General features: G+C 63.7%; 11 protein-coding genes. 8 read left to right on the plus strand and 3 right to left on the minus strand.

From position 1 onward, the window contains the following. Window positions 1-76: 76 nt before the first annotated feature. Together clpA and gloB are read right to left on the minus strand one after the other, a co-directional pair. Window positions 77-2,395: an ATP-dependent Clp protease ATP-binding subunit ClpA gene (gene clpA / locus EAE28_RS10190; RefSeq protein ID WP_127105771.1), complete on the minus strand. Its 2,319-nt coding sequence runs from the start codon at window positions 2,393-2,395 to the stop codon at window positions 77-79. A gap of 244 nt (window positions 2,396-2,639) precedes the next feature. Continuing rightward, entirely contained in the window at window positions 2,640-3,392 is a 753-nt protein-coding gene (gene gloB / locus EAE28_RS10195; protein WP_127105773.1) for a hydroxyacylglutathione hydrolase, read from the minus strand. A gap of 156 nt (window positions 3,393-3,548) precedes the next feature. On the opposite strand from gloB, the gene EAE28_RS10200 reads away from it, so the two are divergent. From EAE28_RS10200 to EAE28_RS10235, 8 genes are all read left to right on the plus strand, one after another. Further along, window positions 3,549-4,265, plus strand: a complete 717-nt coding sequence (locus tag EAE28_RS10200; protein WP_342773088.1) for a class I SAM-dependent methyltransferase — start codon at window positions 3,549-3,551, stop codon at window positions 4,263-4,265. 385 nt (window positions 4,266-4,650) lie between these two features. Continuing rightward, window positions 4,651-5,211: a F0F1 ATP synthase subunit delta gene (locus tag EAE28_RS10205; protein WP_127105777.1), complete on the plus strand. Its 561-nt coding sequence runs from the start codon at window positions 4,651-4,653 to the stop codon at window positions 5,209-5,211. Beyond that, window positions 5,212-6,750: a F0F1 ATP synthase subunit alpha gene (gene atpA / locus EAE28_RS10210; protein WP_127105779.1), complete on the plus strand. Its 1,539-nt coding sequence runs from the start codon at window positions 5,212-5,214 to the stop codon at window positions 6,748-6,750. A 24-nt stretch (window positions 6,751-6,774) separates the two neighbouring features. Next, window positions 6,775-7,644, plus strand: a complete 870-nt coding sequence (locus EAE28_RS10215; RefSeq protein WP_127105781.1) for a F0F1 ATP synthase subunit gamma — start codon at window positions 6,775-6,777, stop codon at window positions 7,642-7,644. A 17-nt stretch (window positions 7,645-7,661) separates the two neighbouring features. Further along, complete coding sequence (atpD, locus tag EAE28_RS10220) at window positions 7,662-9,089, plus strand: F0F1 ATP synthase subunit beta (protein ID WP_127105783.1); 1,428 nt, start codon at window positions 7,662-7,664, stop codon at window positions 9,087-9,089. 23 nt (window positions 9,090-9,112) lie between these two features. Further along, the gene (locus tag EAE28_RS10225; RefSeq protein ID WP_127105785.1) at window positions 9,113-9,532 is read left to right on the plus strand and encodes a F0F1 ATP synthase subunit epsilon; all 420 of its coding nucleotides are present in this window, start codon (window positions 9,113-9,115) and stop codon (window positions 9,530-9,532) included. Between the two features lie 372 nt (window positions 9,533-9,904). Further along, the gene (locus EAE28_RS10230; RefSeq protein WP_127105787.1) at window positions 9,905-11,260 is read left to right on the plus strand and encodes an MATE family efflux transporter; all 1,356 of its coding nucleotides are present in this window, start codon (window positions 9,905-9,907) and stop codon (window positions 11,258-11,260) included. Then, window positions 11,257-11,682, plus strand: coding sequence for a glyoxalase superfamily protein (locus EAE28_RS10235; RefSeq protein WP_127105789.1), 426 nt, complete (start codon window positions 11,257-11,259; stop codon window positions 11,680-11,682). The genes EAE28_RS10230 and EAE28_RS10235 overlap by 4 nt, the downstream gene beginning before the upstream one ends. 105 nt (window positions 11,683-11,787) lie before the next feature. Here EAE28_RS10235 and EAE28_RS10240 read toward each other — a convergent pair whose 3' ends face one another. After that, window positions 11,788-12,807, minus strand: a complete 1,020-nt coding sequence (locus EAE28_RS10240; RefSeq protein WP_127105790.1) for a ribose-phosphate pyrophosphokinase — start codon at window positions 12,805-12,807, stop codon at window positions 11,788-11,790. Between the last annotated feature and the right edge of the window lie 15 nt (window positions 12,808-12,822).

Raw genomic sequence — 12,822 nt, forward strand, 5'->3', positions numbered from 1 at the left:
CGTGGCGCCGGGTCGGGTGAGCGCGCCTCACCCGAAGGGTGCGGCGGGCGAGGCCGAAACCCCGCCCGCCCAGTGATCAGTCCGCGGTCAGCAACGGGGGCTTGGACCCTGCGATCCGCGCTTTCTCGGTCTCTTCGACTTCCAGCACGATCTTGTCGTCGCGCAGGACAACCCGGACCAGCCCGCCCTTGGTCAAGCGGCCAAACAGCAGCTCTTCCGCCAGCGGCTTCTTGACGTGTTCCTGGATCACACGGGCCAGCGGCCGCGCGCCCATTTTGTCGTCATAGCCCTTTTCACCCAGCCAGGCCGCCGCTTCGTCGCTCAACTCAAACACCACATTTCGGTCCATGAGTTGCGCTTCGAGTTGCAGCACGAACTTCTCGACCACTTTCATGATCGTCTGCTTGGCCAGCGGGCCGAAGCTGATCACCGCATCCAGACGGTTGCGGAACTCGGGCGTGAAGGTCCGCTCGATGGCGGCGGTATCCTCGCCCTCGCGGCGGTCGCGGCCAAAGCCGATGGCGGCTTTCGCCTGTTCCGAGGCCCCGGCGTTCGAGGTCATGATCAGGATCACGTTGCGGAAGTCCACTGTCCGGCCGTTGTGGTCGGTCAGCTTGCCGTGGTCCATGACCTGCAACAGGATGTTGTAGACATCCGGGTGGGCCTTTTCGATCTCGTCGAGCAGCAGCACGCAATGCGGATGCTGATCCACGCCATCGGTCAGCAGACCGCCCTGATCAAAGCCGACATAGCCCGGCGGGGCACCGATCAGGCGCGAGACGGCGTGTTTCTCCATGTATTCCGACATGTCGAAACGCAGAAGCTCGACCCCGAGCGAGGCCGACAATTGCTTGGCCACCTCGGTTTTACCCACGCCGGTCGGCCCTGCGAACAGGTAGTTGCCGATCGGTTTCTCAGGCTCGCGCAGACCCGCACGGGCCAGTTTGATCGCCGAGGACAGGGCGCTGATCGCCGAATCCTGTCCAAACACCACCCGCTTGAGCGCCGCTTCCAGATCGCGCAGCACTTCTGCGTCGTCCTTGGAGACGTTCTTGGTCGGAATGCGGGCGATCTTGGCCACGACGCCTTCGATCTCCTTGGGGGTGATCGTCTTGCGCCGTTTGCTGGCCGCAACCAGATGCTGCGCCGCGCCCGCTTCGTCGATCACGTCGATCGCCTTGTCGGGCAGTTTGCGGTCGTTGATATAGCGCGCCGACAACTCGACCGCGGTGCGGATCGCGTCATTGGTATAGCGCAGGTCGTGGTGCTTCTCGAAATACGGCTTCAGACCCATCAGGATCTTGACCGAATCCTCGACCGTGGGTTCGTTCACGTCGATCTTCTGGAACCGGCGCGACAGCGCGCGGTCCTTTTCAAAGTGCTGACGGAACTCTTTGTAGGTCGTCGAGCCCATGCAGCGCAGCTTGCCGCCCTGCAGGGCGGGCTTGAGCAGGTTCGAAGCATCCATCGCCCCGCCCGAGGTCGCACCCGCGCCGATCACCGTGTGGATCTCGTCGATGAAGAGCACGGCGTCTTCGTGTTCTTCCAGCTCTTTCATCACGGCTTTCAGCCGCTCTTCAAAGTCGCCACGATAGCGCGTGCCGGCCAGAAGCGAGCCCATGTCGAGCGAGTAGATGGTCGAGCCCGCCAGAATGTCGGGGGTTTCCCCGTCGACGATCTTCTTGGCCAGACCTTCGGCAATCGCGGTTTTGCCCACGCCGGGATCACCCACCAGCAGCGGGTTGTTCTTGCGGCGGCGGCAGAGCACCTGAATGCAGCGCTCAACCTCGGCGGCGCGGCCGATCAGCGGATCGACATCGCCCTTGCGCGATTTGGCGTTCAGGTCGACGCAATACTTGGCCAGCGCCGAATCCTTGGGGTCGGTCTTGGGTTGCTGAGGCTCGGCTGCCGGTTCATCGGCGCCCGAGACTGGGCGGGCCTCAGAATAGTCGGGGTTCTTGGCAACGCCATGCGCGATGAAATTCACCGCGTCGTAGCGGGTCATGTCCTGCTCTTGCAGGAAATACGCCGCGTTCGATTCGCGTTCGGCAAAGATGGCGACGAGCACATTGGCACCCGTAACCTCATTGCGTCCCGAACTTTGGACATGGATGGCCGCGCGCTGGATGACGCGCTGGAAAGCCGCGGTCGGAACCGCTTCAGAACCTTCGACGGTGGTGATCAGCGTCGCGAGGTCATCATCGATGAACTCTTCGAGCGTTTTTCGCAGATCTGTTACGTCGACGTTGCAGGCCTGCATGACGCGGGCGGCATCGGGTTCGTCGATAAGCGCGAGCAGCAGGTGCTCGAGCGTGGCAAGCTCGTGCCGGCGCGTGTTGGCCAAGGCCAGCGCACCGTGGATCGCCTGTTCAAGGGTCGCAGAAAACGAGGGCACGTCCTTGCTCCTTCACTTTGCGCGGCTTTCGCCGCTGGGGGCGGATCGACGGGGGAGCGTTCTGTCCCTGTTTCGATCCGGGTCACCGCAGGGTGGGTCCATGAGATTAAACTTTGGTTTTCCCGGCGGCGCTTCAAGTCTTTTCTGGTAGAGAATTGCGTCACATTTCAGTTTGCTGCCTTTTAGGGCGGCAGCGTGGGCGCCCCATGTAGACAATAAGGCGCCGCGATTCCGGGGTTTGCAATCACGCGTTGTTCTTCTGGCGGCGGATTTCAGCCAGAACGCGCCGGGGGTCTGCGCCGGGAACACCGGCGGCTTGCGCCACCGCGGGAAGGTGACAACGAAGATATGGGTTCAGCTGCTTCTCACTTTCAAGGGTCGTTCCGGTTGTCGGCAGGCCTTTGTCTGCCAACTGCTGCAACGCAACCTGCCGGGCGGCCAGCGCCGACGGCTCGGGCGCATACTGCGCCGCGAAAGTCAGGTTGGCACGGGCATAATCATGTCCCGAATAGATCCGGGTGTCATCGGGCAGGGCGGCGAAGGCAGCGATGGTGTCAAACATCTGGTCCGGCGTGCCTTCGAACAGCCGACCGCAGCCGTGGGTCATCAAGCTGTCGGCGGTGAACAGGGCCTTGAGCGCAGGATAGTAAAAGGCGACGTGGCCCACCGTGTGACCGGGCGCATCCATCACTTGCGCGCCACCGGGCAGCGTGTCGCCGGGAGCAAAGGCGTGGTCCAGCGGCGGCAGGCGGAGCGCATCCGCCGCCGCGCCGTAGACCTCGGCGGGGGCCTGGGCGAGGATATCGGCAACGCCATCAATATGGTCGTTGTGGTGGTGGGTGATCAGGATGCGCGTCAGCGTCCAGCCTTTGCCCTTGAGCGTGGCAAGGATTGGCGCGGCCTCGGGCGCGTCGATCAGTGTTGTTTCGCCACTGGCGGCATCATGGATCAAATAGGCGTAATTGTCGGCAAGGCAGCGAATGATCTCGATGGTCATGGCGTCTCCGTGGGGGTCAACGGCGGCACACACGGGCTTTGCAAAGCCGGTGCGATGGGGCAGGGTGCAGTTTGGCGCAGGCCGCTGCGGGGTTCAATGCATCTCGACGTGCATCAGTTGCGAGATTTCTATTACCGCAGTCAATTGGGGCGCGCGGTGCAAAAAGCTGTGCGCGATCGGGTGGTTGAGCGTTGGGGCGATGTGCGCGGCCTGTCGCTGGCGGGCTATGGCTTTGCCGTGCCGCTGCTGCGCCCGTTTCTGGGGCGGGCCGAGGGGATCATCGGTCTGATGCCCGGACCGCAGGGGGTCATGCACTGGCCCGCCGACGCATCCAACCATTCGGTTCTGTGTGACGAGGCCCGCTGGCCGCTGGCCAATGACAGCATTGACCGGCTGGCGCTGATGCATGGGCTGGAAACCAGCGATCACCCGCTGGCGCTGCTCGATGAGATGCACCGTGTGCTGTCGCCGCAGGGCAGGGCGCTGATCGTGGTGCCCAACCGGGGCGGCATGTGGGCGCGCTCGGATGCGACGCCGTTCGGCTTTGGCCGGCCCTATTCGCTGAGCCAGCTGGAACGGTTGATGGCCGAGGCCGGGTTCGTCTGCTCGGCGCATACCTCGGCGCTGTTCTTTCCGCCGTCGCCCAAGCGGTTCTGGCTGCGCTCGGCGCGCGGGCTGGAGAAGGCGGGCAAACGCTGGGGTGTCGAGCGTCTGGGCGGCGTGCTGATGGTCGAAGCCGTGCGCCGCGATACCGCCACCCCGCGCGGGTTGCCGGTCAAGGACCGCCGTCCGCTGCGGGTGCTTGAGGGGATACCCACCAGCGGTGCGCTGCCCGCGTGGCCGCGTGCCAAGGATGACGACCCGGCGCGCTGAGGGGGAAAAGCCAGTGTTCCGCCCTGCTTGGCAGGTCTGAATACGACCAGTCTGAGGCACGGACGGCCGCCCGAATCCGTCGCGCCCTCCCGGCTGTAGGGACGCCCGCCGAGAGGGGGCGAATCCGCCGTCAGGCACCCGGTTTGGCGGCTGCAACCCCCTGATGGGCTTGCTCAATCGCTACAAAGAGTCGCAGCGCTGCGCCCTGTGTGGCATGCCGGTCCAAATGTTGCCGCCAACGGTCACGTTTTAGCGACCAACCCGGTTGCGGGGTGGGCATTGCTCTGCTAGAGAACCGCCCAATTCATGACGCGCGTTCAAGCGCGGCAAACGGACCTGCGCCCTGCTCATTGGGGGGCTGTGTTTTCAGAACGAAAGGGTTGACGTGTCCGAACCTGCTTCGATTTCCACTGGCATCGCGAAACGCTATGCCACCGCGATCTTCGAACTGGCGAATGAAGGCTCGGCTCTGGCCGCGCTCGAAGCCGATGTCGACACGCTGGAAACCGCTCTGAACGAGAGCGCCGACCTGCGCGCGATGTTGACGTCGCCGGTCTACAGCCGCGATGACATGGGCAAGGCGATCACCGCCCTGGCCGACAAGATGTCGCTGTCGCAAACCATGCGCGGCGCGCTGGGCATGATGGCCCAGAACCGCCGCCTCTTTACGCTGCCGCAGCTGGTTATCGTGCTGCGTGAGCTGATTGCCGAAGCCAAGGGCGAAGTGACCGCTGATGTCACCTCGGCCACCGTGTTGACCAAGGCGCAGGCGGACCAACTGGCCGCGACGCTGAAGGCCAAGCTTGGCAAGACCGTGAAACTGAACGTCGCTGTTGATGAAAAGCTCATCGGCGGCCTGATTGTCAAAGTGGGCTCGAAGATGATCGACACGTCGATCCGTTCCAAGCTCGCTGCCCTCCAGAACACCATGAAAGAGGCCGGATAAATGGGTATCCAAGCAGCTGAGATCTCTGCGATCCTCAAGGAGCAGATCAAGAGCTTTGGCCAAGAGGTCGAAGTTACCGAAGTTGGTCGCGTTCTGTCGGTCGGGGACGGTATCGCCCGTGTGCACGGTCTGGACAATGTTCAGGCTGGTGAGATGGTCGAATTCCCCGGCGGTATCCGCGGGATGGCGCTGAACCTCGAGACCGACAACGTCGGTATCGTTATTTTCGGTGATGACCGTTCGATCAAAGAAGGTGACGTCGTCAAGCGCACCAAGTCCATCGTGGACGTTCCCGCAGGCCCCGGCCTGCTGGGTCGCGTCGTCGACGGTCTGGGCAACCCGCTGGATGGCAAGGGCCCGATCGAAGCCGCCGAGCGTCGCGTTGCCGACGTGAAAGCACCGGGCATCATTCCCCGGAAATCGGTGCACGAGCCGATGGCAACCGGCCTGAAATCGGTTGACGCCATGATCCCCGTTGGCCGTGGCCAGCGCGAGCTGATCATCGGTGACCGTCAGACCGGCAAGACCGCTGTGGCGCTGGACACCATCCTGAACCAGAAGTCGTACAACGAAGCCGCTGGCGACGACGAGAGCAAGAAACTGTATTGCGTCTATGTCGCGATCGGTCAGAAGCGCTCGACCGTGGCCCAGCTGGTGAAGAAGCTGGAAGAAGCCGGCGCGATGGAATACTCGATCGTGGTTGCTGCAACCGCGTCCGAGCCTGCCCCGCTGCAGTTCCTGGCCCCCTATGCCGCGACCGCGATGGCCGAATACTTCCGCGACAACGGCAAGCATGCCCTGATCATCTATGATGACCTTTCCAAGCAAGCCGTTGCGTATCGCCAGATGTCGCTGCTGCTGCGCCGCCCGCCCGGCCGTGAAGCCTACCCGGGCGACGTGTTCTACCTCCACTCGCGCCTGCTGGAACGTTCGGCCAAGCTGAACGAAGACAACGGCTCGGGCTCGCTGACCGCGCTGCCGATCATCGAAACCCAGGGCGGCGACGTGTCGGCGTTCATTCCGACCAACGTGATCTCGATCACCGACGGCCAGATCTTCCTGGAAACCGAACTGTTCTATCAGGGCATCCGTCCTGCTGTGAACACCGGTCTGTCGGTGTCGCGCGTGGGGTCGTCGGCTCAGACCAAGGCGATGTCCTCGGTTGCGGGTCCGGTGAAACTGTCGCTGGCTCAATACCGCGAAATGGCTGCCTTTGCGCAGTTCGGCTCGGACCTCGACGCCGCAACGCAAAAGCTGCTGAACCGTGGTGCGCGTCTGACCGAGCTGATGAAACAGCCGCAGTATTCGCCGCTGAGCAACGCCGAGATCGTCTGCGTCATCTACGCCGGTACGCAGGGCTATCTGGACAGCGTCGCGCTGAGCAACGTGAGCCGCTTCGAGAAAGAGCTGCTGTCGCATCTGCACAGCAAGCACGCGGATCTTCTTGCCGATATCACCAACAACGACCGCAAGGTCAAAGGCGAGCTGGAAGACAAGATCCGTGCCGCTCTGGATGAATTCGCGAAAGATTTCGCCTGAGGGCGGGAGGAGAGGAGTCGGTAGATGCCTAACCTCAAGGACCTGAAAAACAGGATCACGAGTGTCAAGAACACTCGCAAGATCACCAAGGCCATGCAGATGGTTGCGGCGGCCAAGCTCCGCCGTGCCCAGGAAGCTGCTGAAGCCGCACGGCCCTATGCCGCGCGGATGGAAGCTGTCGTGAACGGTCTGGCAACCTCGGTTGCCGGATCGGACAGCGCGCCCCGGCTTCTGGCCGGGACGGGCGATGACAAGGTGCATCTGCTGGTCGTGATGACCGGCGAGCGGGGCCTTTGCGGTGGCTTCAACTCGTCGATCGCCCGTCTGGCCCGTACCCGCATCCGCGAGCTGACGGCCCAGGGCAAGACGGTCAAGATCCTGACCGTTGGCAAAAAAGGCCGCGAGCAACTGCGCCGCGATTTCTCGGGTCTGATGATCGGCCATGTCGATCTGTCCGAGGTCAAGCGCATCGGCTACGGCAATGCGCGCTCGATCGCACAAGACGTGCTGTCGCGCTTTGACGCTGGCGAGTTCGACGTTGCGACGATCTTCTTCAGCCGCTTCCAGTCGGTGATGACGCAGATCCCGACGGCCCAGCAGGTCATTCCTGCGCCGGTGGGCGAGGCTGCTGACGTCGATACGGTCTACGATTACGAACCGTCGGAAGAGGCGATCCTGGCTGACCTGCTGCCGCGCGCTGTGGCAACGCAGATCTTCACCGCGCTGCTCGAGAACAACGCTTCGTTCAACGGTGCGCAGATGTCGGCGATGGACAACGCAACGCGCAACGCAGGCGAGATGATCGAGAAACTGACGATCGAGTACAACCGCTCGCGTCAGGCTGTGATCACCAACGAGCTTATTGAGATCATTTCGGGCGCCGAGGCGCTCTGAGGAACCGGAGAAACACAATGGCCACAGCGAAAGCCCAAGGCAAGATCACCCAGGTGATCGGCGCGGTTGTCGACGTTCAGTTCGAGGGTGACCTGCCCGCGATTCTGAACGCGCTGACCACGGAAAACAACGGCAAACCCCTGATCCTCGAGGTTGCGCAGCACCTCGGCGAGAACACCGTGCGCACCATCGCCATGGACGCCTCGGAAGGTCTGGTTCGCGGTCAGGCCGTGAGCGACACCGGCGCACCGATCTCGGTTCCCGTTGGCACCGCGACCCTCGGCCGCATCCTGAACGTCACCGGCGCGCCGGTGGACGAAAAGGGCCCGGTTGACGCCACGCAGACCCGCTCGATCCACGGCAAGGCCCCGGAATTTTCCGAGCAGTCGACTGCGACCGAGATCCTGGTTACCGGCATCAAGGTTATCGACCTGCTGGCCCCCTACACCAAGGGCGGCAAGATCGGCCTGTTCGGCGGTGCCGGCGTGGGCAAGACCGTTCTGATCATGGAACTCATCAACAACATCGCCAAAGTGCACTCGGGTGTGTCCGTGTTCGCCGGTGTTGGTGAGCGGACCCGTGAAGGGAACGACCTGTATCACGAGATGATCGAATCGGGCGTTATCAACATCGATAACCTGGCCGAGTCGAAAATCGCGCTGGTTTACGGTCAGATGAACGAGCCGCCGGGTGCGCGTATGCGTGTCGCTCTGTCGGGCCTGACGCTGGCCGAGCAGTTCCGCGATGACACCGGGTCGGACGTGCTGTTCTTCGTGGACAACATCTTCCGCTTCACGCAGGCCGGTTCGGAAGTGTCCGCTCTGCTGGGTCGTATCCCGTCCGCCGTGGGTTACCAGCCGACGCTGGCCACCGATATGGGCGCGATGCAGGAACGCATCACCTCGACCAAGAACGGTTCGATCACCTCGGTTCAGGCCGTGTACGTGCCCGCCGATGACTTGACCGACCCTGCACCGGCAACCTCGTTCGCCCACCTGGACGCAACGACGGTTCTGGACCGCGCGATCTCGGAAAAAGGCATCTACCCGGCTGTGGACCCGCTGGGTTCGAGCTCGCGTCTGCTGGATCCGCTGATCATCGGTGACGAGCACTATTCGGTGGCGACCTCGGTGCAGCGCGTGCTGCAGCGCTACAAGTCGCTGCAGGATATCATCGCCATCCTCGGCATGGACGAACTGAGCGAAGAAGACAAAGTGACCGTGGCCCGCGCCCGGAAACTGGAGCGCTTCCTGTCGCAGCCGTTCGACGTGGCGAAAGTGTTCACCGGTTCGGACGGGGTTCAGGTTCCGCTCGAGAAGACCATCGCCTCGTTCAAGGCTGTGGTTGCGGGCGAATACGATCACCTGCCGGAAGCAGCCTTCTACATGGTCGGTGACATCGACGAAGCGATCGCCAAGGCGCAGCGCCTCGCCGCCGCCGCCTGATCTGACGCGCAAAGGAGGCCCTCATGGCCGATACGATGCAGTTTGACCTCGTCTCGCCCGAGCGGAAACTTCTTTCCGCTCAGGCCAGCGAAGTGCAGATCCCCGGCGCTGACGGTGAACTGACGGCGATGCCCGGTCATACGCCGATGATCACCACCCTGCGGCCCGGTTTGCTGAAGGTGACGGTGAACGGTCAGGTGACCGAATTCGCCGTGACCGGCGGCTTTGCCGAGATCTCGCCTGAGGGCGTCTCGGTTCTGGCCGAGCGCTCGCTGCCGAAGCCGGAAGTGACGCAGCCGGTGCTGGATGAATGGGTTGCCGAGGCGCACAAGGCGCATAAGGAAGCCCACCACACCGTGGTTGACGATGCGGCGCAGATGTTGGCCGACATGGTCGCCATGGGCACACATATCGGGCTGGACCCGAACGTGCCGAACTTCTGATCTGCTTTCAATTTGGGAAGGGGCCTCGCGATTGCGGGGCCCTTTTCGTTTGCGCAGCGGGGCGGGTTTCGCCCTTGGCCGAGACGGCTGTCGCCGCCGCGCCCTCGGACGACCGGGCAGGGGGGCGTTGCCCCCCTCTGCGGCTGGCGCCGCATTCACCCCCCAGGATATTTAGAGCATAAAGTTGGTGCGGCGTTGACAGGGCTGGGACTGTGGCGCTAAAGCGCGGCATGGTATCCGGCACCTGCCGCCTGCGGACGAAAGTCACGGTGAAGCCCGGCTTGGACGATCTACTCACCCTCGATGCATTTCGCTGGTGGGCAATGCAGGCGCCCCTCCGATCTGGAATGCCTCATCTGTGAGGAGTGAGCGATGCCGTCTGCGCGCGCTGTCCAAAATTCATTTCTGACCGCCCCGATCGGGCGGGTGTTTGTCCGCAATGCTGTGCCGATGACTCTGGTCATGGCGATGAACGGCTTGCTGACGGTGGTCGATGCGGTCTTTCTGGGCCGCTTTGTCGGACCCGAGGCTCTGGCGGCCGTCAGTCTGGCGTTTCCGGCGGTGATGGTCACCATTGCGCTGTCCAGTCTGGTGTCAGGCGGGATGGCGAGCCTTTATGCGCGGGCGCTGGGGGCCGGAAGGTACGGCGACGCCGGCAAGGTCTTTGCACAGGCGCATGGGTTGGCGCTGATGGTCGCGGCGCTGTTGATCGCCGGGTTCGTGCTGGCTGGGTCGGCTGTGCTGGGCTGGCTGTCCGGCGGGCAGGGCGCGATTGCGGCGCAGGCGGGTGTGTATCTGCAGATCCTGATCTGGGGCACGCCGGTGCAGTTTCTGCTGGGCCTGCACGCTGATGCGTTGCGCAGCGAGGGACGCGCCGGGTTGATGGCGCTCTTGTCGCTGGGGGTGACGCTGGCCAATATCGCGTTGAACTATGGGCTGATTGTTCAGCTTGAGTGGGGCGTTGCGGGGTCGGCCTGGGGCACGGTGGTGGCGCAGGGGGCGGGGCTGGGCCTGTTGGTCGGGTTCCGTCTGCGGGCTGCTTGGGTGGTGCCGCTGTCGGCGCTGGTGCGGCACGGTTGGGTGCGCGGATGGGGCCGGTTGCTGGAACTGGGTGCGCCGGTGAGCCTGAGCTTTCTGGGCATGGCGCTGGTCTCGGGTACGGTGATAGCGGTGCTGGCGGGCGCCCCTGAGGCAGGGGTGACGATTGCGGCGTACGGCGTGACGACGCGGCTGCTCAGCTTCGCCTTCCTGCCGCAGATGGCGATCGCGCTGGCGACGCAGAGCATCGTTGGCAACAACCACGGGGCCGGGCTGCACGCGCGCGCCGCGGGTACCCTGCGGTTGGCGATGATTGTGGCCGGGGTCTATTGCCTTGGGGTTGAGCTGGTTCTGCTGGGCGCGAGCGGCTGGATCGGTTTGGCTTTCGTCGACGATACCGGCGTCGTGGCGCAGGTAAGCGCTATCCTGCGGGTTCAGATACTGCTCTATGCGGCCTCGGGTCCGGTGCTGGTGCTGGCGCTGTACTTTCAGGCGGTGGGCCTGCCGGGACGGACGGCGGCGCTGACGCTGGTGAAGCCGTTCCTGCTCAGCCCGGTGCTGGTCGTCGCTCTGGCGGCGGCGTTCGGGCCCGGCGCGCTCTGGGCGGCGTTTCCGGTGGGCGATGCGGTGGTTATCGCGCTGGCTCTAGGGCTGTGGTCCAGCGGTCTCGCCACTCGGGGCACCGCATGACCTCGTTAACCTTAACGCAAGCCAAGGCGCTGGCCCGAGCGCTCAGGCAGACGATGGCTGCGCAGGGTCAGACGATCAGCCATGCCGCCGCGTTGGAGCATATCGCGCATCAGAACGGCGCGCGGGACTGGAACACGCTGCATGCGCGCCTGACGCAAGCTCTTGAGATGCCCTTTGCCCCGGGTGACCGGGTTGAGGGTGCCTATCTCGGGATTGCCTTTACCGGCACGCTCCGGGCGATCGCGCGAAAAGGTGACGGCTTCCGTGTGCAGATCCGCTTTGATGCGCTCATCGACACGGTACGGTTCGACAGCTTCTCCAACCTGCGCAGACAGGTGCAGAGCGTTATTGACCGAACAGGGCGATCGCCCGCCCTTACCTCGAACGGCGTACCTCAGCTGGTCATCCGCCGCGCGCCGTGATCATTTTCTGTCTGATAAATATCCACGGGAGGAGTCCAGAGGAGGGGGCGTGCCCCCTCCTCTGGGCAGGGGGTCCGGGGGGCGGCAGCCCCCCGGCTTTCCCGCTCAGATCGGCGAATACAGGCCTTCGTAGATCGGCGTCAGCGTTTCCATGTCGAACAGCGACGAGACCGAGGTGCCGTTCCAGGTGTTCAGGATCGCCTGCGCGAACATCGGGGCGGTCGGCACGATGCGGATATTGGATGTGGCCTTCACCGCTTCGGTTGCTTCGATGGAATCGGTGATCACCAGCGACTTCATCACCGAATTGCGGATCCGCTCGACCGCAGGGCCCGACAGCACGCCGTGGGTGATGTAGGAATGCACTTCTGTAGCGCCGGCTTCCATCAGCACTTCCGCCGCTTTGCACAGCGTGCCGGCCGTGTCGCAGATGTCGTCGACGATGATGCAGGTCTTGCCGCGCACATCGCCGATCACCGTCATCTCGGCAATCTCGCCGGGTTTCTCGCGGCGCTTGTCGACGATCGACAGCGGGGCGTTGATCCGCTTGGCCAGTTCGCGGGCGCGGGCCACGCCGCCAACGTCGGGCGAGACCACCATCACATCGGCCATCCGGTCGCGGAACGTATGCATCACGTCGAGCGCAAAGATCGGCGCGGCGTAGAGGTTGTCGACCGGCATGTCGAAGAAACCCTGAATCTGCGTGGCGTGCAAATCCAGGGTGAGAACGCGGTCGATACCCGCCTGCGCGATGAGATTGGCCACCAGCTTGGCCGAGATCGGCGTGCGGGCCTTGGTGCGGCGGTCCTGACGGGCGTAGCCGAAATAGGGGATCACGGCGGTGATCCGCGCCGCGGACGAGCGCTTGAGCGCGTCGGCGATGATCAGGAGTTCCATCAGGTTGTCGTTCGCGGGCCGCGAGGTCGACTGGATGATGAACATATCCTCGCCGCGGACATTCTCGTAGACCTCGACGAAGATCTCCTGATCGTTGAACCGTTCGACACGGGCGTCGACGAGGTTGACGCTCATCCCCCGGTGCAGCGACATGCGCCGCGCGATGGCTTTGGCCAAGGGTTTGTTGGCATTGCCAGAGATGAGTTTCGGTTCTGTCATGGCAGGCATCTGCAACCTCGAAGG

The organism is Pararhodobacter zhoushanensis (assembly GCF_003990445.1).
GTDB lineage: Bacteria > Pseudomonadota > Alphaproteobacteria > Rhodobacterales > Rhodobacteraceae > Pararhodobacter > Pararhodobacter zhoushanensis.